Origin of the sequence: Lysobacter soli, assembly GCF_003382285.1 — a bacterium.
GTDB classification, from domain to species: domain Bacteria; phylum Pseudomonadota; class Gammaproteobacteria; order Xanthomonadales; family Xanthomonadaceae; genus Lysobacter_J; species Lysobacter_J soli.
The window spans coordinates 110609-130893 of record NZ_QTJR01000003.1 but is presented as its reverse complement, the minus strand read 5'-3'; the positions used below and the strand labels follow the sequence as shown (position 1 = coordinate 130893).

Below are 20285 nucleotides of genomic sequence, written 5' to 3'. Positions count from 1 at the left end.
GCCTTCGCGGGAATGACGAGCAAGAGCAACGGCGCGGGGCCACGGCATCTGCACCGGCCTGGCTCCGACACCGACACCGGAACTGGCGTTGGCACCGGCATCAGCTCTTCACACCCGGCTGAGTCCGCCTGCCGCACCCTTCGCGCGACCGTCGTAGGCCCACGCTTTCTGGCTGGAGTCCGCCCATGCGCACCGTCGCGTTCCCCCTGATCCAGCGCATCTCCGTTGCGGTCGTGTTGTTTGCCGCCGCCGGTTCTGCCGCCGCGCAGGACGATCCCACCGCGATGCCCGACCCGGGCGCCGACATCCGCGCGGCCGAACAGAGCATCACCGAGCAGTTCCAGCACTCGGAGCAGTCGATCACCGGCTCGGGCACGTCCACCGACACCAGCGGCACGCGCAGCGATTCGTGGACAAACGCCGGCAGCGTGGAAACCACAACGTCCAGCAGCGGCCATTCGCACAGCGAACGCCGCAGCCACGACAGCTGGGGCGGCATCAGCATGGGCACCGGCGGTGGCTGGAACAACACCGCGCCGCCGAACGAGGCCATCGTCGGTCGCTGGTCGCTGGCCCAGGACGGCGGCGACAACTGCACGATCGAACTGAAAGCCGACGAATGGTTCGGCGGCCATCGTGCCTACACCCCGGCGGGGTGTCCGGACGGCTTCTTCGACGTGAACCGCTGGACCGTGTCCGGCAACCAGCTGCAGCTGACCGACACCAATAACCGCATCATCGGCCGCTTCTGGCCCGCCGGCGATGGCCGCTGGTCCGGCAAGCGTGAGTCCGACGGCGCGCGGATGAGCCTCAACCGGTAGGCGCGGTCGCGAGCGCGAGCGCGAGGCGGGCAGGCGAGGCGCGTGTCGAGCACATGGCTCGGGCATCCGGGCTAAAAGCTCGACACGCCGAGCTCGGAGCTCGGATCGCGAGGCAAAAAGCTCGACGCACCGGGCTCGGAGCTCGGCCTTCCGAGCAAAAAGCTCGACGCACCGAGCTCGGAACTCGACCCTCCGAGCAAATAGCTCGACGCGCCAAGTTCTAAGCTCGGCCAGCCGAGCGAAATCTCTCAAGCGCCGCGCTTTGCCACTCGTAACGCATGCGCAGCGGCCGCGACCAACGAGTGGACGTGCGACACGTGTCGCACCGGACGTCCCGTCCGAACACGTCGAGAACACCCACGTCTACGGCGCACGGGTTAAGCGTGCGCCGGCCGCAGAAACCCGACGGCCTTGATCGCAACGAACGTCCCGGCCGCCTGCGCCGCGACGAAGGCGGGAACGTCTTCGGGCCGGATGCCCGCGAACGTCGTCGTGAGCGCACGTGCCAGCGTAACGGCGGGATTGGCGAAAGACGTGCTGGCGGTGAACCAGTACGCGGCGAAGATGTGACTGGCCACGAGTGCCGGTACTGCCACGGGGCGATGACGCACGCCGAGCACGATGGTCAGGATCAATCCGAACGTCGCCACCGCTTCGCTGAGCCACTGCGACGCGCCGGTGCGGACCTGCGTGCCGGCCTGCAGCAGCGGCAGATCGAACATGGCATGTGCGAGCAGCACGCCTGCGATGGCGGTGACGGTCTGCACGACGATGTACGCGACGGCATCGCGGCGGCTCAGGTCGCCGTGCAGATGCGCGACGACCGTCACCGCCGGGTTGAAGTGCGCGCCGGAAATCGGCGCCAGGATCACGATGAGCGCGTACAGCGCGCCCGCCGTGGCCGCTGCGTTCGCCAGCAGCGCGACGGCGGCGTTCCCGCGCGACAGCGCTTCGCCCATGATGCCGGAGCCGACGATCGCGGCGAGCAGCAGCGCGGTGCCGATGAACTCGGCCGTCAGGCGACGCGACAGCGGCATCACAACGCAGCCAGCAGCGCCCGCACGCGCGCGGAGATCTCGTCGCGCACCGCCCGATAGCCGTCGTCGTCCATGTGCTTCGGATCGGGCAGGGTCCAGTCCTCACGCCGTTTGGCCGGCACCCACGGGCAGTCGTCGCCGCAGCCCATGGTGATGACCGCATCGAATTCGCCGGCGATTTCGTCGAGCGATTTCGACGCGTGCGCGGTGAGGTCATAACCGAGTTCGGACATGAAGCGCACGGCCTTCGGGTTGATCAGCCCCGAAGGTCGCGACCCGGCACTGAAGGCCTCGACCTGGTAGCCGCCATGGATGCGCGCGAAGGCTTCGGCCATCTGGCTGCGATTGGCGTTTTCCACGCAGACGAACAGGACGCGCTTCCTCTTCCCCTGATCCAGCGGTTTGGCCATGCAGGTGGCGGATTGCGGGCAGAGCGAACGGAACTGCGCGCTTGCACGCACGTCGTCCGGCGCGTCGTTGCGATCGATGACGCGATAGCCGCGCTTGCCGAAGAACGGCGCGGCCGTTTGCGTGAGCAGAAGCAGTCGATCGATGCCGCGCTCGCGGGCGAACGCTTCGAGCGCATCGACGAGCCGGCCGCCGATGCCGCTTTCACGCAGGCCGGGGCGAACGGCGAGCGAACGCAGCAGGCCGGCGCGTTCGAACGACTCTATGCCGACGACGCCTACGATCACGCCCTCGTCGATGGCGACGATGAACTGCACGTTGGCGTGATCGAGGTCGTCGACGGGAAGCCCGGCATGGGCGAGCAGAGAACGGATCGCGTCGTGATCGTCGGGACGGTGGAGGCGCAGTTCCATGTCGGTCTCAGCAGCAGCCGGACGCGGGCGCGCAGCGGCTCTGCACGGCAGCGGGCGCGGGGCGGCATGCGGCGTCGGTCGAGCACGCATCGTCGGCGGCGTAGTAGGTGACCGCGTCGCCGAAGGTGTGGAAGGTTTCCCAACGCGTGCCTTGCGGGTCTTCGGTCCACATCTTGTCGGAGCGCGCGTAGCAGCACGTGGCGTCGGGTTCGGGAACGACGGTGCTGCCGGCCGCGTCGAGGCGACGGCCGAGCGCGACGAGTTCATCGCCGCTATCGACCTGGATGCCCAGGTGATCGATGCCGGGCGCCCGCCCCGTGGTGGAAATCGCGAAGTTCACGCGCGGATCTTCGAGCATCCACTTGGCGTAATCGCCCTTGACCACCGCCGGCGCGCGAGCGAAAAGCTGCGAGTAGAAACGGATGCTGTCGTCGAGGTTCGACACGTTGAGGTGTACGTGGAAGCGGTTCACTTCGAGGCTCCTTTCTTGCGCGGCGTGCAGCCGCTGGCGGGCTCGCAGGCGGACTGGCCGCTGCAGCAGTTTTCGGTGAGGTAGGCAATCAGGCGGTTCATCTGCAGGTAGTTGGCCCGCACGCGGATGACGCGCCCCTCGCGCTGGTCGTGCACCAGCGCCGCGTTGCGCAGGATGTTGAGCTGCGCGGTGAGCGTCGCGGCGGGAAGGTCGAGGCGGTCGCGCAACTCGCCGACCGACAACCCATCGGGCCCGGCCTGGACGAGTTCGCGAAACGCTGCCAAGCGCGCGTCGTGGCTGAGCGCGGCGAGGCTCTTGAGTGCAGTGTCGGTTTCCATAATTCCATGTTTATGGAAATATCGAAACGTGTCAACTAATGGAGCGCGTGACGCAGCAGATTGACCGTAGGTCAGCTCACGTAGAGCACACCCATGCTGAGCGCATCGCAGAGGCTCGCTCACACGCAAGCCCATCCGAGCTACACTGCACCTCGGCCAGTCCGTCTGGCGCTCTCCGGCGCGACGCGCCGATTCCCGCAACCGCACCGCCAAGCCTTTCCGCGCCGCCAGGCGCAGTGAAGGCTGCATTCACGGCGACTTCCCGCTCCAGGTGGCACAAGTAAGGAGCGCCCGCTCCAACGCCGCCGTCGCCTCTCCACGGGCCTGACTGCCTGTGCGTCTTTCCCACGGCCCGTACGGGCGCCTCGTCTCCAGGAGCCACACCCCAGATGCCGGATCGACAACGAAGCCCCGCCAAGCAGCCAGCGCCTGTCCTAGCGGCGGCCGACTGCGCGCGGTGCGATGCCGTTTGTTGCCGGCTGACGGTGGTGGTGCAGCCCGAAGACCACATTCCGTCCCACCTGACGACCGAGCTCCCCGGCGGGCTGCGGGTCATGGCGAAGGACGAGGATGGCTGGTGCGTGGCGGTAGACGGCTCGCGCATGAACTGCGGGATCTACGACAGCCGGCCCGACGTCTGCCGCCGTTTCGCGATGGGCGGCCCGTATTGCGACGCGATCCGCGAAGACTACGCACGCGACCATGCGCGCGCGATCGAGCTCGTCCTTCAATGATCAACACACCCACCGGAGGCACACCCATGTCCAGCTATCGCCCGACCGGGGCGAACGGATACACCACATCCCCGTTCGGCAAGCCGTCGCCCGACAAGGAAGTGACGCACGAACGAATCGCCGCCGACATGGACGCCTTCAGCAAGGCCGGCGGTCAGGTGGAAGTCCTGGGTGTCACGCCGCTGCGTCGCAAACCCGAGAAGGACGCCTTGGCCTCGACGAACGGGGCAGCGGCGAAGAAGACCGTTCCCGCGCGCCCGAAGGCCCGCTGAGCCACAATCAGATTGCCCACGACCACGGCATGGTCGTCGACTCCACCAACCACAAAGCGAGAAGCCCACTTGCCCAAGCCCAACTACTCATTCGAAAAGCGCCAGCGCGAAATCGCCAAGAAGAAGCAGCAGGACGAGAAGGCCGCCAAGAAGGCCGCCGCGCGCGAGGCGAACAAACCCGCTACCCGCAGCGACAACGACGACGATCGCGCTCCGCCTTCCGGGGAGCGTTGAGCGCGGCACAACGGCGTCGATAGATCGACGCTGAGTGCGCCGTGGCGCGCCGATGAAAACCATCGCCCTGCTGCCCGGGTTCATGCTCGACGACGCGCTGTGGGACGACTTCGTTCCGCATCTGCCAGGCGACTGGCGCGTGCAGCGCATCGCGCTGCCGCGCGGTCGCACGGTGCGGGACGTCGCGGACGCCGTGGCGGCGCAACTTGCCGGGCCGACTGTACTGCTCGGATTCTCGATGGGAGGCTACGTCGCGCGTGCGCTCGCGGCGACGCATCCGCAACTGGTCGAAGCGCTGGTGCTTGTCGCGACATCCGCGCGAGGCGAGCGTGCGGCCGCGCCGCTTTCGGGTTCGACGGGACGTGCCACGTTCGCGGGACTCAGCCGTCGTGCGATCCAGCGATCGCTGGGCCCCAGCGATGCGGACGATGAGGCGCTCATCGAACGCGTACGCGCGATGAGCATCCGCCTGGGTGCGGACGCGTTCGATTGGCAATCGGCGCTGGATCGAACCGACGTTCCGCTCGAAGGAATCTCGTGTCCCACGTTGGTCATCGCCGCGCGCGATGACCAGCTCCGCTCCATCGACGAGTCGCGCGAACTCGTCGATGCGATACACGGTGCGGAACTTAGGATCATCGAGGGCACGGGGCATCTGATCCCGCTCGAAGCCCCGCGGCAGCTGGCCGAAACGTTGCTGGACTGGCTGCGTCGGTAGCAAGCCGATCGTCCATTCGCCATCGCGCAGCGTCGAAGTGCCGGTCGACGCGTTCTCGTCCATCAGCCTCTACAACGGCGACGGCTTCTTCCCGATGGCCGAAGTCAGCGGAACGATGCACGCACTTCCAGTGCCGTGCGGGCCGGATCCTGCAGATGCGGGAAATGGCCGATGCCGGGCAGCACGTCGATCTGCAGCCGCGCCTTCGCCGCGAACTCCAGGCCCATGTCCGGCCGGATGTAGATATCGCGCTCGCCCCACACCACGCGAACCGGCGTCTGCAGTTTCGCAACGTTCGCTTCGAAGTACCGCTGGTCGCGGGTGAAGCGGGCGTAGTAGTGCGCGAACGCGTCGACGGTCGTCATGCCGTCGCGCTTCCAGTTGGTCGCGATGTCGGCCTGGAATTCCGGCGCAAGGTCGTACTGCGATTCCGGCGGAAGGTCGCGGCGGTGGACGTTCGCGATGATGTCGGCGTGGTTGGCGTTCATCGCCGCACGCGTGGGCTCGGCGCTGCCCGGGGACTTCAGGTTGCGCAGGTTTTCGTGCATCAGCTGCGGCCGGTCGAACGGTGCGAAATCGCCGACGATGATGCGCCGCGCGATGTGCGGTTCGTCCAATGCGAGCAGCAGAGCGGGCAGGGCGCCGATGTCGGTCGCGTAGATCGTCAGCTTCGAGGTGTCGATGCGCTCATGGGCGATGTAGGCCTTCAGCACGCGGGCGTAATCGGCGGGCGCATAGGCGAAGCGGTCGGGCGAGGGGCGCGATGACTGTCCGTAGCCCGGCCAGTCGAACGCATGCACTTCGTAATCGTCGCCCAGCGCGATGGCGATGTCCTTGAAGGCGAGGCTCGATTCCGGGAAGCCATGCAGGAACAGGACGGTGCCCTGCGGATTCGCATTGCGGACGACGAGCTGGCGAAGGGTGATGTCGTCATCGAGACGAACGAAGCCGGTTTCGGCCGACGTCGGCTTCTCGTTGGCGCCGGCGACGGGCGTGCTGCCGATGGCGGTCGCGAGCAGGAGGTGGGCGAAGTTCATGGCGGCAATCCGGTCAGGTCGGTGGAGCGCGGTCCGCTGGTGCTGCATCGCGTCCGCCATCGCATTGGGCGCCTGCCACGTATCGACGATATGTCGCCGCCGGCCTGTTCATGTATCGCCGTGTACGCCTGCCACCGCCTGCGGCGTCCTGCGGAAGCTGATCGCCAGGCGGTTGTACGTGTTCATCAGCCCGATGGCGATGGTCAGGTCGACGACGTCCTTCTCGCCGAATACCGCCAGCGCAGCTTGGTAGTCGTCATCGGGCACGCCAGTCTGCGCGACGCGCGTGACGCTTTCGGCCCACGCCAGCGCGGCGCGTTCGCGTTCGCTGAATAGCGCGCCGGCTTCGCGCCACGCCTGCACGAGCGCGAGCTTTTCGATCGCCACGCCGCGACCGACGAGATCGCGCGTGTGCAGGTCCAGGCAGTAGGCGCAATTGTTGATCTGCGAGATACGCAGGTACACCAGGTCCACCAGGTCGGCGGGCAGCGCGCTCTGCATCACGTGGCCGTAGACGCCGCCGAGCGCCTTGACGCCTTTCGGCGAGATCTGCGTGTAGTCCAGGCGTTGGGTCATGTCGAGTTCCTCGATGTGGTCGATGCCATGCGCACGGTTTCCGGCGCGGGAGCGCATGCTCGCGTGCTTCGGTTCGCCGGTGCACTACCTGTGGCATGACGCATCGTTGCGCCGTTTTTTCCGGCGAACCTGTCACAGCACGGCCCATCACCACGTCGCGCCGCATTCATGTGGCGCGCATGCTCACCTTCGGCGCAGCGCGAGGGTCTCCCACATTGCGACAATCATCAGCACCAGCGTCGTCGCCGTCGCCAACGCGAGCGGCGAGAGCAGATGCGCCAGCCCGATCGGTGCCAGCACCGCGAGCATCACGATGCCCGCGCAGTGCGACAGCGGCGGCCCGCGGCGTTCGTTGCAGACCCACTTGAACAGCGCGACGCCGAGCAGGTAGAGCATCGGCCCGCCGATCATCGCCGCGATTGCGGCGCGGCCGTCGCCTTCGAAGTGATCCGGATGCGCCAGCGCCAGTTCGTCCGCCACGGCGCAGACCACGATGCCGGCGATGATCAGCAGGTGCAGGTAGGTGTAGGCCAGCCGCGCCTGGCGGCCCGGATCGTCGGAATGTTCTATGCGCTGGCTGGCGCGTTCGGCACCGGTGTCGAAGTAGATCCACCACATCGCCACGCTGCCGAGGAAGGCCACGATGAACGCGGCGATGGTCGGTGTGGTCCAAGCCTCCGCGGCGAACGTCGCGCCGGTGACCAGGATCGATTCGCCCAGCGCGATGATCACGAAAAGCGCGCAGCGTTCGGCCAGGTGATGGCCGTCGACATCCCAGTCGATGGTGCTCGATCGCCCCATGCCCGGCACGTAGAAGTACAGCGCGGGCGCGCAGTATTCGATGGCGACGGCGGCCGTCCACAACGCCACGCGCGTGGCGCCTTCGTTCAGGCCGCCGGCGACCCACAGCGTTCCCGACAGCGCCAGCCACAATGCGATGCGCACGAAGTTCTCGTGCAACACGCGATGGTGGTTGCGCATCGCAATCGCCACGAAGGCCGTTCGCCCCACCTGCATCGCCGCGAACACCACGCCGAACATCAGCCCGCGCTCGCCGAACGCCTGCGGGATCGAAGATGACAGCAAGAGCCCGCCGAGCATCAGCACGAACAGCATCACCCGCACCGGCGTGCGATCGGGATCGAGCCAGTTGGTGACCCATGAGGTGAAGATCCACAGCCACCACACGGCCAGGAACAGCAGCAGCGTCTGCAGCGCGCCCTGCACGGTGAGGTGTTCGAGCAGCGTGTGCGAGAGCTGCGTCACCGCGAACACGAACACCAGGTCGAAGAACAGCTCGACCATCGCGACGCGGTTGCCCTCGGCGGTGCCGCGCTGGCGAAGGAGGGGAGAGGCGGGCGTCATGCGGGCTCGCTTGGCGTCGGCGTGTCGGCTTGGGGTGCCGCAAGGGTCGCACAGGACCGGCACCCACGCCGTCGGACGACCAGCGGCGTGGTGCCGGTCCCTCCCGGAATCGCCGATGCGGCCTCGCGCCGGGCGCGTCGGACGCGCTGGGCCCGTTCGGCCTAGATCGAATAGCCGCCGTCCACGGTCAGGCTCGCACCGGTCATGTACCGCGCGTCGGCACTCGAAAGGAAGGCGGCGAGGGCCGCGACCTCCTCGGGACGACCGACGCGTTTGAGCGGGTTTCGTTCGATCAGGTAATCGAGGAAACCCGTCGTGATGTCGGTTTCGACAGGCCCTGGCTGGATGTTGTTGATGGTGATCTGGCGCGGGGCCAGATCCAGCGCCAGTTCGCGGACCAGTGTCGCCACGGCGGCCTTGGACATCGCGTAGACGCTGCTTCCGACCACACCGCTGCGTGCGGCTGTATTGCTGCCAATGGTGATGATGCTGCCGCCGTCGGCCATCCGCGAAGCCGCAGCCTGCACGGCGAGGAACACGCCCCGTACGTTGATGGCGAGCATCCGGTCCAGCATGTCCAGCGGAAACTGCTCCAGCGGACTGCCTTCGTAGATGCCGGCGTTGACCACGGCAACATGGAGCCGTCCGAAGCGCGCGGCGGCATCCGAAACGGCGGCGGCGATCGCGCCCGCGTCGGTACTGTCTGCCTGCAACGCGATGGCCATGCCTCCGTCGGCCTGGATGGACTGGACGACCTCGTCGGCCTTGTCGGCACGCGAGGCGTAGGTGAGGGCGACTGCATATCCCTCATGGGCAAGGCGGCGGGCGATGGCGGCGCCGATACCGCGCGAACCGCCGAAAACGACGGCCGCTTTGAGCGGCGGGGATGGCAGGTCAGTCATGTCTGGATCCTCAGGGTGGGCCGGCGGACGATCCGCCGGGTGCACGCATTGGAGGGCCCGCATGTATCCGGCCCATGTCGAAGCGGGGCGCGATTGTCAGCCACTGCATCCCGACGTCGCGTCGCTACATCGGGATACATATCAGGCGTACGCACGAATCGCGACGGCATACATGCGTATGGGTCCATACCAACGTGTTATCGCGTCACCGGCGCGCGGCTGCTTAGATGGCGATGACCGCTGGAGTCGCGCATCGACCGGCGATCGGCCCTTCGAACATTTCGATACGAAGGGCGGCCTGCCCGGACACATGCGGGATACACGGGCCAGTGAAGCTGTTCACACACCAGCGCTGACGGCGCCACGCCGGACGGGACGCCCTGACGCGTCGTGTCCGATGTTCGCGCATCCCACGACACGGAGATCACCATGGACAAGCTCGCCGCCGCACCGTTTGATCCGCTCCGCCGCAAGATGCTCGCCACCGCGGCGCTGGGCGTCGCGGCCGCACCGCTCGGGCTGGTACGCAGCGCGCATGCCGCGCCGTCGTCGCCGGCAACGCCGCTCGCACGACGCGTGCAGGCAACCGCGTTCGCACCGCTGAAGACGGTCCGTGCCGGGCTGCTCGACATCGAGTACGCCGAAGCCGGTCCCGCCAATGGCCCCGTGGTGATCCTGCTGCACGGCTGGCCGTACGACATCCACAGCTATGTGGAAGTGACGCCGATGCTGGCGAAGCTGGGTTATCGCGTGCTGGTGCCGTTCCTGCGCGGATATGGCGGCACGCGCTTCGTCTCCGGCGACACGCTGCGCAACGGACAGCCCTCGGCGCTGGCCGAGGACGTCGTGCAGTTCATGGACGCACTGCGCATCCGCACCGCGGTGCTGGGCGGTTTCGACTGGGGCGCGCGTTCGGCCGACATCGTCGCCGCGCTCTGGCCCGAACGCGTGAAGGCCCTGGTCGCCGTCAGCGGTTATCTCATCGGCAGCCAGGCCGCCGGGCAGGCGCCATTGCCGCCGGAAGCGGAGCTGCAGTGGTGGTACCAGTTCTACTTCGCCACCGAACGCGGTCGCGCCGGCTACGACAGGAACCGCCACGACTTCGCCAGGCTCATCTGGAAGCTCGCCTCGCCGAAGTGGAACTTCGACGATGCCACGTTCGACCGCAGCGCGGCCTCGTTCGCCAATGACGACCACGTCGACATCGTGATCCACAACTACCGCTGGCGACTTGGCCTCGCGCAGGGCGAATCGCGGTACGACGCGCTCGAAGGCCGCCTCGCGCAGAGCCCGTCGATCGGCGTGCCCACCATCACCATGGAAGGCGATGCCAATGGCGCGCCGCATCCGCCGCCGGAAGCCTACGCCAAACGTTTCACAGGGAAGTACGAGCACCGCCTGATCACCGGCGGCATCGGCCACAACCTGCCGCAGGAAGATCCGCACGCGTTCGCCCAGGCGATCGTCGACGCGGACCGCCTCTGACCCGCGGGGACGACGACCATGAAGACCAGATGGGTCGTACTTCCCATCGCGCTGGTGGTGCTCGGCCTGATCGCGATCACCGCCGCCGATGATGCGAGGGCCGCCAGGCCCGCGTCGCCGATCTACGGCGTCACCGTGCCTGACGGTTACCGCGGATGGGAGCTCGTCGCACCTGCGCGCGAAGCCGCGCGGTTCGATGAACTGCGCGTGGTGCTCGGCAACGACATCGCCGTGCGCGCGTATCGCCAGGGCTCACTGCCGTTTCCCGATGGCAGCGTGCTGGTGAAGCTCGCCTGGAAGGAAGTGCAGTCGCCGGATTTCGCATCGGCGACGATTCCCGGCGCGGCCACGACCGTGCAGGTCATGGTGAAGGATTCGAAGCGGTACGCCGCAAGCGGGGGATGGGGTTTTGGCCGCTTCGTCGCCGGCGTGCCGACCGACGAAGCGCAGCATCGAACCTGTTTCGCCTGCCACCAGGCGCGCGTGCAGGGTCGCGACTACGTGTTCACGCGGCTCGCACCGTGAGCGCGACCACCAGGAGAGACGACATGACGCAACGATGGCTGATCACCGGCAGTTCCCGCGGCCTGGGCCGCGCACTCGTGGAGGCGGCGCTGGAAGCCGGACATCGCGTGGTCGCGACCGCGCGCGATCCGTCGCAGCTGAACGACGTGGTCGCGCGTTATGGCGAGGCCGTGCGCGCGGTGGCGCTGGATGTCACCGATCCCGTCGCGGCCGACGCCGCCGTCCGGGAGGCCGTCGCAGCATTCGGCGGCCTCGACGTGCTGGTGAACAACGCCGGCTATGGCAACGTGAACTCCGTCGAGGACACCCCGCTAGACGACTTCCGCCGCCAGATCGAAACCAACCTGTTCGGCACGATCATCATGACCAAGGCCGCGATAGCGCTCATGCGCGAGCAACGCAGCGGTCACTTCATCCAGTTCTCGTCCGTCGGCGGTCGCGTCGGTGCGCCGGGGCGCGCGCCTTACTCGGCCGCGAAATGGGGCGTCGAGGGGTTTTCTGAAGTGCTCGCGCAGGAGATGGCGCTGATCGGCGTGCGCGTGACCATCATCGAGCCGGGCGGCTTCCGCACGGACTTCGCCGGCGCATCGACGTCGCTGGCCGAAGGGCGCGCCGAGTACGACGCCGTCGTCGGCAAGGCGGCGCGCATGCAGCGCGAGTACGACGGCCGGCAGCCGGGCGATCCCGCGCGTGCGGCGCGCGCAATCCTCCAGGTCGCGGCAATGGACGCACCGCCGTTGCGGCTGGCGCTGGGCAGCGATGCGGTTTCGGTCATCGAACGCGTCGAACATGCACGCCTGGACGAACTGGCCCGGTGGCGCGAGCTCAGCGTATCCACCGACTTTCCCGCCTGACCCCTCACCCCACGAAAGGAGACGAACATGAAACACCTGCTGCTTGCGATGGCGCTCGGCGCCGCCGCGTTCGCCACGGACGCATCGGCGCAGGCCGCCAAACCGACCGTCGTGCTGGTGCATGGCGCCTTCGCCGATGCATCCAGCTGGAACGGCGTGATCCGCATCCTCGAAAAGGATGGCTATCCGGTCGTCGCCGTGGCCAACCCGCTGCGTGGCGTTGCCAGCGACGGCGCGTACGTCGGCGACGTCGTGACCAGTCTCGCCGGGCCGGTCGTGCTGGTCGGGCATTCCTACGGCGGCAGCGTCATCACCGAGGCCGCGCGCGACAAGTCGAACGTGAAGGCGCTCGTCTATGTCGCCGCGTTCGCTCCCGATGCGGGCGAGACCGCCGCCGGACTGTCGGGGAAATTCCCTGGCAGCACGCTCGGTCCGGCCATCGCGCCGCCCGTCAAGCTGGCGTCGGGCGGCAATGACCTGTACATCCGGCAGGACAAGTTCCACCAGCAGTTCGCGGCGGACGTGCCGAAGGCCGATGCCGCGCTGATGGCCGCCACGCAGCGGCCCATCACCGAGGCCGCGCTCAACGAGAAATCCGGCAGCCCGACGTGGACGGGCATTCCGTCGTGGTTCGTCTACGGCGACAAGGACCTGAACATCCCGCCGAAAGCCCTGGCGTTCATGGCCGAACGGGCGAAGTCGCAAAAGACCGAGGTCGTCGCCGGCGCCTCGCACGTGGTGATGGTGTCGCACCCGGATGTCGTGGCACGGCAGATCGAGCGCGCTGCGGAAGCGAAGTAACCCCCCACGCTTCGCTTCCCACGTTGCCCCGGGCCTTGTGCCCGGGGCTTTTTTTCATTCCACGAACCGCTCGACTCGTGCAGGCATGCGCTGCGTCCCGCGTTTGGCACGAGAAGGCGGCAACCAGCGCGGTTGCCGCCTCCGACCCAGCGATGCGACGCCGCTGCAATCAGCCGCGGATGAACGCCAGCAGGTCCGCGTTGATCACGTCCGCGTGCGTGGTGCACATGCCGTGCGGGTAGCCCGGATACACCTTCAGCGTGCCGTGCCTGAGCAGCTTGATGGTCAGCAGCGCCGAATCGGCGATCGGCACGACCTGGTCGTCGTCGCCGTGCAGCACCAGCGTCGGCACGTCCATCGCCTGCAGGTCCTGCGTGAAGTCGGTTTCGGAGAACGCCTTGATGCCCTCGTAATGCGCCTTTGCGCTGCCGGACATCCCCTGGCGCCACCAGTTGTCGATCACGCCCGCGTCGACCTTCGCGCCGTCGCGGTTGAAGCCGTAGAACGGGCCGGACGGGAAATCGCGGAAGAACTGCGCGCGATTGGCGGCGACCGCGGCGCGGATGCCGTCGAACACCTCGATCGGAAGGCCGCCCGGATTCGCGTCGGTCTTCAGCATGATCGGCGGGACGGCGCCGATGAGCACCGCCTTCGCGACGCGGCCTGCGCCGTGGCGGGCAACGTAGCGCGCGACTTCGCCGCCGCCGGTGGAATGGCCGACGTGCACGGCGTTGCGCAAGTCCAGGTGCTCCGCGACCGCCGCGGCATCGGCGGCGTAATGATCCATGTCGTGGCCGTCGCTGACCTGGCTCGAACGCCCATGGCCGCGGCGGTCGTGGGCGATCACGCGATAACCCTGCGCGAGGAAGAACAGCATCTGCGCGTCCCAGTCGTCGCTCGACAGCGGCCAGCCGTGATGGAAGACGATGGGCTGCGCGTTCTTCGGGCCCCAGTCCTTGTAGAAGATGCGGGTGCCGTCGTCGGTGGTGATGAAGCTCATTGCGGGTTTCTCCGTGGGGTGGACACACGGGGAAACTACGGCGCGCACCAGCGCGGCGGAATCCTACCTACGTATGGTCGTGGCGTTCGCCCCGGGCCAGCGCCGCGTCGATGCAGCGCGCCACGGTGGGGCCGTCGACCGGCTTGATCAGGTAGGCGAGGGCACCCGCGGCGAGCACGCGTTGGCGCGTGGCGTCGGACGGGAACGCGGTCATGACGATCACCGGAAACCGCCGTCCCGCCATGGCCAGTGCTTCCAGCAACTGCGCGCCGCTCATGCCCGGCATCTGCACGTCGGTGATGAGGCAGTCGGGATCGCCTGCATCGGCATCGGCGAGGAACGCCGCCGCCGACGCATACGTGCAGACGTCGTGGCCGAGCGATCGCACGAGGCTGGAGAGCGACGTCCTGACGCCTTCGTCGTCGTCGAGGATCGCGATCATGGATGCGTGCTTCATCAAGGCCCTTCGTGCCGCCGTGCGCAGAAACGCGCATCGGGTGGCGGCATGCGAACGTTACGCCTGCACGTCGTGGCGCGGAATCATACGGACGTATGTCCGTCCGCGCGTCATGCGCCCAGCGCCAGCGCTTCGGCCTGGCGCACCAGGTCGGCCAGCGTGCGCACGCCCATCTTCCGCATGACGTTGCCGCGATGGATCTTCACCGTGATCTCGCTCAGTTCGAGCAGGCCGGCGACCTGCTTGTTCATCAGGCCCGAAGCGACGTGCGCCATCACCTCGCGCTCGCGCGGCGTCAGCGTCGCGTAGCGCGTGCGCACCTCGTCCAGCGCCGCATTGTCCGCGCGTCGCTGCGCGTCGCGTTCGATCGCGCCGGCCACCGCGTCTAGCATGTCCTGGTCGCGGAAAGGCTTGGGGAGGAAGTCCACCGCGCCGGCCTTCATCGCGCGCACCGACATCGGAATGTCGCCATGTCCGGTCATGAACACGATGGGCAGCGCGATGCCGTGGCGCGCCAGTTGTTCCTGCAGGTCCAGGCCGCTGATGCCCGGCAGCCGCACGTCGAGGATCAGGCAGCCTAGCGTGTCGGGCACGCTCGCCTGCAGGAGTTCGGCGGGCGAGGCGAACAGCAGCGTACGCAGGCCGATGGAGCGGAACAGGCTGTCCAGCGCGTCGCGCACTGCAGCTTCGTCGTCGACGATGACGACCAGCGGGGCAACGGGCGCGGCACCGCGCGGATTCGCCGGCGGATCCAGGGACGTGTTCATACGGGAGTCTCCGTCGCGGTGGAGAGCGAAAGCCGGAACGTCGCGCCGTCGCCGGGCGTGCTTTCGACGCCGAGCCGGCCGCCGTGCGATTCGACGATGGTGCGGCAGATCGCCAGCCCCATGCCCATGCCTTCCGGGCGCGTGGTGAAGAAGGGATCGAACAGGCGCTCCAGGTGTTCGGCCGCAATGCCCGGGCCGGTGTCGGCGACGGCGATGTCGATGCGGCCGTCGACCGTTGCCGCCGCGACCACCGACAGCCGCCGGCGATTCGCCTGTCCCGTCATCGCCTGGCTTGCGTTGACCATGAGGTTCACCAGCACCTGCTGCAGCTGGACCCGGTCGCCGCGGACCGCCGGCAGGTGCGGTTCGAGTTCGAGATGCAGGTCCACGGCGCCACGCGCCAGTTCGTGCTGGACCAGCCGCGTCGCTTCCTCGATGACGTGGCCGATGTCGAGCGTTTCGTGCCCGGCCGTTGCCTTGCCGAGGAACGCGCGGATGCGCTGCACGATCTCGCCCGCGCGGCGGCCTTCGGACACGATCCGCGAGATCGCGGTGTCCACTTCGTGCAGGTCCGGCGGGTCGCGGCGCAGCCAGCGCATGCCGGCCTCGCCGTAGGTGACCACGCTCATCAGCGGCTGGTTGACCTCGTGCGCGATCGACGCCGTCAGCTCGCCCAGCGTCGACACGCGCGAGGCATGCGCCAGTTCGGTCTGCGCGAGCAGCAACGCGTCCTGCGCGCGCTGGCGTTCGGTGTTGTCGACCACGAACACCAGCACGCTCGCATCGGCGTCCCCGGCGGAGGGGAAGGTGATGGTGAACAGCACGGGCACCCGGTCGCCACCTCGGCGGACGATCTCGGTTTCGCCCTCGTGGAACGCATCGCCACGCGCGAAGGCCAGCAAGGCGGCGGCGAAGGTGCGGTCGGCATCGCCGATGATGTCCTGCACGGACGCCGGTGCCGTCATCGACTCGCTGTCGGCGAACATCATCGCGAAGGCGGGGTTCACCTCCTCGATGCGCGCCAGCCGCCGGGCATGGCCGACGAACTCGGGATGCCCGGCGATGTGGTGCGCCAGCGCATCGGCATCGCGCAGGCCGCGCGCCTCAAGTTCGGCGCGCACCGCGCTCCAGTCCTGCTGCAGCACGCCGATGCGGCTCTCGTCGAACATGCGGCGGAAGCGCTGCTCGCTGCGCACCAGGGCCGCGTATGCGGCCTTGCGTTCGGTGATGTCGGTGTGCGTTTCGAGCACGCCGACAGGACGCCCCTTGTCGTCGCGCTGCAGCACCCAGCGGCTGTCGAGCACGAGCGTGTTTCCATGGCGCGTGACCTGTTCGAGCACGCCTTCCCAGCGGCCGGTGGCAAGCAGTTGCGCCTCGACGTTCTCGCGGCGATCGGGATAGCGCGTGCCGAGCAGTTCGTCCGCACGGCGGCCCAGCGCCTGCACCGAGGGGAATCCGTAGACGCTTTCGGCGGTCGCGTTCCAGAAGGTGATCGTTCCGGCGATGTCGCGCACGAAGATCATGTCGTGCGAGACGTCCAGCAACGTCGCCTGCGCCGACAGCGTGCGCACCGCGCTCTGGTTCTGCAGAGCCAGCAGGGCCGCGATGCCGATGGCCGACAGGCTCACGAACGCGCGCACGGTCTGCGAGCCCACGTGCTCCATGCCGTGCGATTGCGCGTAGGCGATGATCGTCAGCAGCACGGAGCCAGCCGCAGCCATCGCGATGTCGCCACGGCGATGCGTGCCGGCCACCAGCAGCACCGCGACGACGTAAAGCACGGCGACTGCACCTTCCAGCGTCGTGAGCGTGTCGAGCAGGAAGATGCCCAGCATGAGCGCGGCCGCCGACGTGCGCAGCAGCCACGGACTGACGCGTTCGCGCGTCCGGACGCGCACGGCGGCACGCGCGGTGGGCGGATGGGGCTGCAGGCGGGGAAGGGCGGCCACGGGCGGCTCCGGTGCGGTGCTCGGCGCGGTGAACAGTAGCATCGCCGCGGCGTCGCGCCGCCCCTGCATCGCGCCGATGCAAACCAAAGTATGAGGCGGCGACACGATCGTCCGATACACGGCCCGCTCGTGCCTGCCTAGTCTGCGGTCATCGGCCCTCGCGGCCCATCCAGGAAGGAGATCGACCGTGAACATGCTTCCCGTCAAGACGCGGCAGTCCGCACCGCTGCACACCCGCACCGACCTGCGCGCCCAGGCTGGACTCGACATCGCTGCCGCACTCACCACGCTGCTGGCCGACATGCTGGCGCTGTACATGAAGACCAAGAACTTCCACTGGCACATGTCCGGGCCGCATTTCCGCGACTACCACCTGATGCTGGACGAGCAGGCCGGCGAGATCTTCGCCACGACCGACGCCATCGCCGAGCGTGCACGCAAGGTCGGCGGTACGACGCTGCGTTCGATCGGGCATGTCCACCGCCTGCAGCGTTTGCTCGACAACGACGCGGAGTACGTCACTCCGCAGGACATGCTGGCCGAACTTGCCGACGACAACCGCCGGCTCGCGTCCTTCCTGCGCTCCACGCATGCGGTGTGCGAACCGTATGGCGACGTCGCGACGACGAGCCTGCTCGAGACCTGGATCGACGAGGCCGAGAACCGCAGCTGGTACCTGTTCGAGACCACGCGCGCTCCGCGTTGAGCATGCAGCGGCGCGCATCTCCACGAATCGAACGGAACCTCCCATGACCTCCATCGAGCATTTCGCGGGCCACGAGCCCCTAGACTGCGAACGGCGCCGCTTCCTCGGCAACGCGGCCCGGACCCTTGCCGCGGCCGGCGCGTGGAGCCTGCTGCCGGGCGCTGCGCTGGCGGCAACCGCCGGCGACGCGGCGATCCGGCCCTTCCGCATCCACGTTCCCGAATCCGACGTGCTGGACATGCGCCGGCGGGCGGCAGCGACGCGTTGGCCGGATCGCGAAACCGTCGGCGACGAATCGCAGGGGCTTCAGCTGGCGCGACTGCAGGCGCTGGTGTCCTACTGGGCTACCGGTTACGACTGGCGCGAGGCGGAAGGCAGGCTCAACGCATTGCCGCAGTTCATGACGAAGCTGGACGGACTCGACGTCCACTTCATCCACGTGCGTTCCCGGCATGAGGACGCGATGCCGCTGATCCTCACGCACGGTTGGCCCGGTTCGGTACTGGAATTCCTGAAGACCATCGGCCCGCTGACCGATCCCACCGCGCACGGCGGGAAGGCAGCGGACGCATTCCACGTCGTGATTCCGTCCATCCCCGGCTATGGATTCTCCGAGCGCCCGCGCGAAGCGGGGTGGGGCCCGGATCGCATCGGCCGTGCATGGGACGTGCTCATGAAGCGGCTGGGGTACGCGCGCTACGTGTCGCAGGGCGGCGACCATGGATCGGTCATCTCCGACACGATGGCGCGACAGGCGCCATCGGGACTGCTCGGCATCCATCTCAACATGCCGGCCACGGTGCCGCAGGACGTGATCCACGCGATCAACGCCGGCGATCCCGCGCCGGCCGGATTGAGTGCATCGGAGCAGGCCGCCTTCGAAGCGCTGAATGCGTTCTTTTCGAAGAACGCAGCGTACGGCGCGATGATGGTCACGCGGCCGCAGACCGTGGGCTACGCGCTGAACGATTCGCCGGCCGGTCTCGCGGGCTGGATGTACGACAAGTTCGTCCAGTGGACCGACAGCGATGGCGTTCCCGAGCGCGTGCTGACGCGCGACGAGATGCTCGACGACATCAGCCTCTACTGGTTGACGGGCACCGCGGTCTCGGCGGCGCGCTTCTACTGGGAGAACCACAACAACAACTTCAGCGCCCTGGCGCAGAAGACCGGCGACATCCGCATCCCGGTCGCCATCACGGTGTTCCCCGGCGAGATCTACCGCGCGCCGCGCACCTGGGCGACGCAGGCCTATCGGACGCTGTACTACTTCAACGAAGTGGACAGGGGCGGGCACTTCGCCGCATGGGAACAGCCCCGGCTGTTCGCCAGCGAGCTGCGTGCGGCATTCCGGCCGTTGCGGGCTTCGCTCTGATCGAAACTCGCCGCTTCCGTGGGCGCCGGTTTTCTTGCGCCCTGAGCGATGTCACTGCGTCATCAACCCGTCGGAGAGACCCCATGCGCCGGCAACCCGATCACGTCGCTGAAGCCGCTGTGCCCGTTGAGGAAAGCGGGCGAAGCGATGCGCGCATCTGGTTCATCACCGGTGCCTCGAGCGGCCTTGGCCGCGCCCTCGCGGAGACCGTCCTGGCGCGTGGAGACCGCGCCGTGCTGGCGGCGCGCGGCGTCGATCGCCTCCGCGATCTGGTCTCCGCGTTTCCGGTGCGCGCGCTTGCCGTCGCGATGGACGTGACCGATCGCGCGCAACGCGCCGCAGCCGTCGACCAGGCGCTGGCACATTTCGGTCGCATCGACGTACTCGTCAACAATGCCGGCATCGACTTCCTTGGCGCCATCGAGGAGCAGCGCGAGGACGACTACCGCGCGCAGTTCGAGGTCAACTTCTTCGGCCCGGTGGAGATGATCCGCCTCGTCTTGCCGGGCATGCGCGCTCGGGGAAAAGGCACGATCGTCAACATGTCGTCGATGGATGGACTGTCGAGCCTGCCGGCGAACGGCTATTACTCATCAAGCAAGTTCGCGCTGGAAGGGTTGACCGAAGCGTTGTGGCAGGAACTCGAACCGCTAGGGCTGCGCGCGTTCCTCGTCGAACCCGGTTCGTTCCGTACGGGCATCGAACAGCGCACGAAGTTCTCGGGCGAATCCATCGCCGTGTACGCGGCCACGTCCGGCGCCTTCCGCGATCTCATGGGAACGCTGACCCCTGACATGTTCCCCGGCGACCCCGCACGTGCGGCGGAGGCGATCTACGAGGTCGTCGCCTCACACCCCGGCAGGCACTGGGTGGTGCTCGGCAGCGACGCCCAGCGGCGCATCCAGGCGAAGCTCGCGCTGCTACAGGCCGAAGTGGACGCCGGCGAAGCGATGGCATTGAGCACGGACTATCCCGGAAGCGCCAGGGCGGTGCTTTGACGCCGCTCGCGTCGTGAAGTCCCGATGGCGGAGCTCCGCAC

General features: G+C 67.9%; 24 protein-coding genes. 12 read left to right on the top strand and 12 right to left on the bottom strand.

Features of this window, described 5'->3' with window-relative positions; genetic code table 11:
• Positions 1-185: 185 nt before the first annotated feature.
• The gene (locus DX912_RS18140) at positions 186-821 is read left to right on the top strand and encodes an AprI/Inh family metalloprotease inhibitor (RefSeq protein ID WP_147298571.1); all 636 of its coding nucleotides are present in this window, start codon (positions 186-188) and stop codon (positions 819-821) included.
• Between the two features lie 377 nt (positions 822-1198).
• Here the strand turns inward: DX912_RS18140 and DX912_RS06140 are convergent, their stop codons facing one another.
• Genes DX912_RS06140 through DX912_RS06125 form a run of 4 tightly spaced genes read right to left on the bottom strand, consistent with a single transcriptional unit; the run spans position 1199 to position 3489 of the window.
• Positions 1199-1858, bottom strand: a complete 660-nt coding sequence (locus DX912_RS06140; RefSeq protein ID WP_115841608.1) for an aquaporin — start codon at positions 1856-1858, stop codon at positions 1199-1201.
• A complete protein-coding gene (arsN2, locus tag DX912_RS06135) occupies positions 1858-2679 on the bottom strand; it encodes an arsenic resistance N-acetyltransferase ArsN2 (protein WP_181902730.1) in 822 nt (273 codons plus the stop codon). Before arsN2 ends, DX912_RS06140 begins: the two co-directional genes overlap by 1 nt.
• A gap of 7 nt (positions 2680-2686) precedes the next feature.
• Positions 2687-3151, bottom strand: coding sequence for an ArsI/CadI family heavy metal resistance metalloenzyme (locus DX912_RS06130; RefSeq protein ID WP_115841606.1), 465 nt, complete (start codon positions 3149-3151; stop codon positions 2687-2689).
• Positions 3148-3489 carry an ArsR/SmtB family transcription factor gene (locus DX912_RS06125; protein WP_115841605.1) on the bottom strand — a complete coding sequence of 114 codons (342 nt, stop codon included), beginning with the start codon at positions 3487-3489 and terminating at the stop codon, positions 3148-3150. The genes DX912_RS06130 and DX912_RS06125 overlap by 4 nt, the downstream gene beginning before the upstream one ends.
• Positions 3490-3878: 389 nt before the next feature.
• Here DX912_RS06125 and DX912_RS06120 point away from each other — a divergent pair, with 389 nt between their 5' ends.
• From DX912_RS06120 to DX912_RS06110, 4 genes are all read left to right on the top strand, one after another.
• The gene (locus DX912_RS06120) at positions 3879-4223 is read left to right on the top strand and encodes a YkgJ family cysteine cluster protein (RefSeq protein ID WP_115841604.1); all 345 of its coding nucleotides are present in this window, start codon (positions 3879-3881) and stop codon (positions 4221-4223) included.
• A gap of 26 nt (positions 4224-4249) precedes the next feature.
• Positions 4250-4495, top strand: a complete 246-nt coding sequence (locus DX912_RS06115; RefSeq protein ID WP_115841603.1) for a hypothetical protein — start codon at positions 4250-4252, stop codon at positions 4493-4495.
• 69 nt (positions 4496-4564) lie between these two features.
• The gene (locus DX912_RS18325) at positions 4565-4729 is read left to right on the top strand and encodes a hypothetical protein (protein WP_181902729.1); all 165 of its coding nucleotides are present in this window, start codon (positions 4565-4567) and stop codon (positions 4727-4729) included.
• A gap of 52 nt (positions 4730-4781) precedes the next feature.
• Positions 4782-5447: an alpha/beta fold hydrolase gene (locus tag DX912_RS06110; protein WP_115841602.1), complete on the top strand. Its 666-nt coding sequence runs from the start codon at positions 4782-4784 to the stop codon at positions 5445-5447.
• 104 nt (positions 5448-5551) lie between these two features.
• Here DX912_RS06110 and DX912_RS06105 read toward each other — a convergent pair whose 3' ends face one another.
• The 4 genes from DX912_RS06105 to DX912_RS06090 all read right to left on the bottom strand — a co-directional run bounded on the left by DX912_RS06105 (position 5552) and on the right by DX912_RS06090 (position 9327).
• Positions 5552-6484, bottom strand: a complete 933-nt coding sequence (locus DX912_RS06105; RefSeq protein WP_115841601.1) for an alpha/beta fold hydrolase — start codon at positions 6482-6484, stop codon at positions 5552-5554.
• Positions 6485-6592: 108 nt separating this feature from the next.
• Positions 6593-7117 carry a carboxymuconolactone decarboxylase family protein gene (locus tag DX912_RS06100; protein WP_233433501.1) on the bottom strand — a complete coding sequence of 175 codons (525 nt, stop codon included), beginning with the start codon at positions 7115-7117 and terminating at the stop codon, positions 6593-6595.
• 126 nt (positions 7118-7243) lie between these two features.
• Positions 7244-8425 carry a low temperature requirement protein A gene (locus tag DX912_RS06095; RefSeq protein ID WP_115841600.1) on the bottom strand — a complete coding sequence of 394 codons (1182 nt, stop codon included), beginning with the start codon at positions 8423-8425 and terminating at the stop codon, positions 7244-7246.
• A gap of 161 nt (positions 8426-8586) precedes the next feature.
• Entirely contained in the window at positions 8587-9327 is a 741-nt protein-coding gene (locus DX912_RS06090; RefSeq protein ID WP_115841599.1) for an SDR family NAD(P)-dependent oxidoreductase, read from the bottom strand.
• A gap of 429 nt (positions 9328-9756) precedes the next feature.
• Here DX912_RS06090 and DX912_RS06085 point away from each other — a divergent pair, with 429 nt between their 5' ends.
• Genes DX912_RS06085 through DX912_RS06070 form a run of 4 tightly spaced genes read left to right on the top strand, consistent with a single transcriptional unit; the run spans position 9757 to position 12992 of the window.
• A complete protein-coding gene (locus DX912_RS06085) occupies positions 9757-10812 on the top strand; it encodes an alpha/beta hydrolase (RefSeq protein WP_181902728.1) in 1056 nt (351 codons plus the stop codon).
• Positions 10813-10830: 18 nt separating this feature from the next.
• Positions 10831-11337, top strand: a complete 507-nt coding sequence (locus tag DX912_RS06080) for a cytochrome P460 family protein (RefSeq protein ID WP_115841598.1) — start codon at positions 10831-10833, stop codon at positions 11335-11337.
• Positions 11338-11360: 23 nt separating this feature from the next.
• Positions 11361-12191: an oxidoreductase gene (locus tag DX912_RS06075; RefSeq protein WP_115841597.1), complete on the top strand. Its 831-nt coding sequence runs from the start codon at positions 11361-11363 to the stop codon at positions 12189-12191.
• Between the two features lie 27 nt (positions 12192-12218).
• Entirely contained in the window at positions 12219-12992 is a 774-nt protein-coding gene (locus DX912_RS06070) for an alpha/beta fold hydrolase (protein ID WP_115841596.1), read from the top strand.
• Positions 12993-13161: 169 nt separating this feature from the next.
• Here DX912_RS06070 and DX912_RS06065 read toward each other — a convergent pair whose 3' ends face one another.
• The 4 genes from DX912_RS06065 to DX912_RS06050 form a co-directional block, all read right to left on the bottom strand.
• Positions 13162-13992: an alpha/beta fold hydrolase gene (locus DX912_RS06065; RefSeq protein ID WP_115841595.1), complete on the bottom strand. Its 831-nt coding sequence runs from the start codon at positions 13990-13992 to the stop codon at positions 13162-13164.
• A 67-nt stretch (positions 13993-14059) separates the two neighbouring features.
• On the bottom strand, positions 14060-14449 hold the full coding sequence (locus tag DX912_RS06060; protein ID WP_115841594.1) for a response regulator transcription factor: 390 nt from the start codon (positions 14447-14449) through the stop codon (positions 14060-14062).
• 110 nt (positions 14450-14559) lie between these two features.
• Positions 14560-15216: a response regulator transcription factor gene (locus DX912_RS06055; RefSeq protein ID WP_115841593.1), complete on the bottom strand. Its 657-nt coding sequence runs from the start codon at positions 15214-15216 to the stop codon at positions 14560-14562.
• Positions 15213-17165 (bottom strand): PAS domain-containing sensor histidine kinase, encoded by a 1953-nt coding sequence (locus DX912_RS06050; protein WP_220340768.1) that lies wholly within the window; start codon positions 17163-17165, stop codon positions 15213-15215. The genes DX912_RS06055 and DX912_RS06050 overlap by 4 nt, the downstream gene beginning before the upstream one ends.
• 193 nt (positions 17166-17358) lie before the next feature.
• Here DX912_RS06050 and DX912_RS06045 point away from each other — a divergent pair, with 193 nt between their 5' ends.
• Genes DX912_RS06045 through DX912_RS06035 form a run of 3 tightly spaced genes read left to right on the top strand, consistent with a single transcriptional unit; the run spans position 17359 to position 20244 of the window.
• Positions 17359-17871 (top strand): Dps family protein, encoded by a 513-nt coding sequence (locus DX912_RS06045; protein WP_115841592.1) that lies wholly within the window; start codon positions 17359-17361, stop codon positions 17869-17871.
• Positions 17872-17914: 43 nt separating this feature from the next.
• On the top strand, positions 17915-19246 hold the full coding sequence (locus tag DX912_RS06040; RefSeq protein ID WP_115841591.1) for an epoxide hydrolase family protein: 1332 nt from the start codon (positions 17915-17917) through the stop codon (positions 19244-19246).
• Complete coding sequence (locus tag DX912_RS06035; RefSeq protein ID WP_220340767.1) at positions 19177-20244, top strand: SDR family NAD(P)-dependent oxidoreductase; 1068 nt, start codon at positions 19177-19179, stop codon at positions 20242-20244. Before DX912_RS06040 ends, DX912_RS06035 begins: the two co-directional genes overlap by 70 nt.
• Positions 20245-20285: the final 41 nt, after the last annotated feature.

Excerpts from the sequence above, each read along its gene's own strand:
- DX912_RS06080 (WP_115841598.1), top strand. The coding sequence starts at position 10,831 with ATGAAGACCAGATGGGTCGTACTTCCCATCGCGCTGGTGGTGCTCGGC.
- DX912_RS06045 (WP_115841592.1), top strand. The coding sequence starts at position 17,359 with ATGCTTCCCGTCAAGACGCGGCAGTCCGCACCGCTGCACACCCGCACC.
- DX912_RS06035 (WP_220340767.1), top strand. The coding sequence starts at position 19,177 with ATGGGAACAGCCCCGGCTGTTCGCCAGCGAGCTGCGTGCGGCATTCCG.
- DX912_RS06085 (WP_181902728.1), top strand. The coding sequence starts at position 9,757 with ATGGACAAGCTCGCCGCCGCACCGTTTGATCCGCTCCGCCGCAAGATG.
- DX912_RS06065 (WP_115841595.1), bottom strand. The coding sequence starts at position 13,992 with ATGAGCTTCATCACCACCGACGACGGCACCCGCATCTTCTACAAGGAC.
- DX912_RS06060 (WP_115841594.1), bottom strand. The coding sequence starts at position 14,449 with ATGAAGCACGCATCCATGATCGCGATCCTCGACGACGACGAAGGCGTC.
- DX912_RS06055 (WP_115841593.1), bottom strand. The coding sequence starts at position 15,216 with ATGAACACGTCCCTGGATCCGCCGGCGAATCCGCGCGGTGCCGCGCCC.
- DX912_RS06100 (WP_233433501.1), bottom strand. The coding sequence starts at position 7,117 with ATGCGCTCCCGCGCCGGAAACCGTGCGCATGGCATCGACCACATCGAG.
- DX912_RS06040 (WP_115841591.1), top strand. The coding sequence starts at position 17,915 with ATGACCTCCATCGAGCATTTCGCGGGCCACGAGCCCCTAGACTGCGAA.
- DX912_RS06125 (WP_115841605.1), bottom strand. The coding sequence starts at position 3,489 with ATGGAAACCGACACTGCACTCAAGAGCCTCGCCGCGCTCAGCCACGAC.
- DX912_RS06090 (WP_115841599.1), bottom strand. The coding sequence starts at position 9,327 with ATGACTGACCTGCCATCCCCGCCGCTCAAAGCGGCCGTCGTTTTCGGC.
- DX912_RS06075 (WP_115841597.1), top strand. The coding sequence starts at position 11,361 with ATGACGCAACGATGGCTGATCACCGGCAGTTCCCGCGGCCTGGGCCGC.
- DX912_RS06110 (WP_115841602.1), top strand. The coding sequence starts at position 4,782 with ATGAAAACCATCGCCCTGCTGCCCGGGTTCATGCTCGACGACGCGCTG.
- arsN2 (WP_181902730.1), bottom strand. The coding sequence starts at position 2,679 with ATGGAACTGCGCCTCCACCGTCCCGACGATCACGACGCGATCCGTTCT.
- DX912_RS06140 (WP_115841608.1), bottom strand. The coding sequence starts at position 1,858 with ATGCCGCTGTCGCGTCGCCTGACGGCCGAGTTCATCGGCACCGCGCTG.
- DX912_RS06095 (WP_115841600.1), bottom strand. The coding sequence starts at position 8,425 with ATGACGCCCGCCTCTCCCCTCCTTCGCCAGCGCGGCACCGCCGAGGGC.
- DX912_RS06105 (WP_115841601.1), bottom strand. The coding sequence starts at position 6,484 with ATGAACTTCGCCCACCTCCTGCTCGCGACCGCCATCGGCAGCACGCCC.
- DX912_RS06115 (WP_115841603.1), top strand. The coding sequence starts at position 4,250 with ATGTCCAGCTATCGCCCGACCGGGGCGAACGGATACACCACATCCCCG.
- DX912_RS18140 (WP_147298571.1), top strand. The coding sequence starts at position 186 with ATGCGCACCGTCGCGTTCCCCCTGATCCAGCGCATCTCCGTTGCGGTC.
- DX912_RS06070 (WP_115841596.1), top strand. The coding sequence starts at position 12,219 with ATGAAACACCTGCTGCTTGCGATGGCGCTCGGCGCCGCCGCGTTCGCC.
- DX912_RS06120 (WP_115841604.1), top strand. The coding sequence starts at position 3,879 with ATGCCGGATCGACAACGAAGCCCCGCCAAGCAGCCAGCGCCTGTCCTA.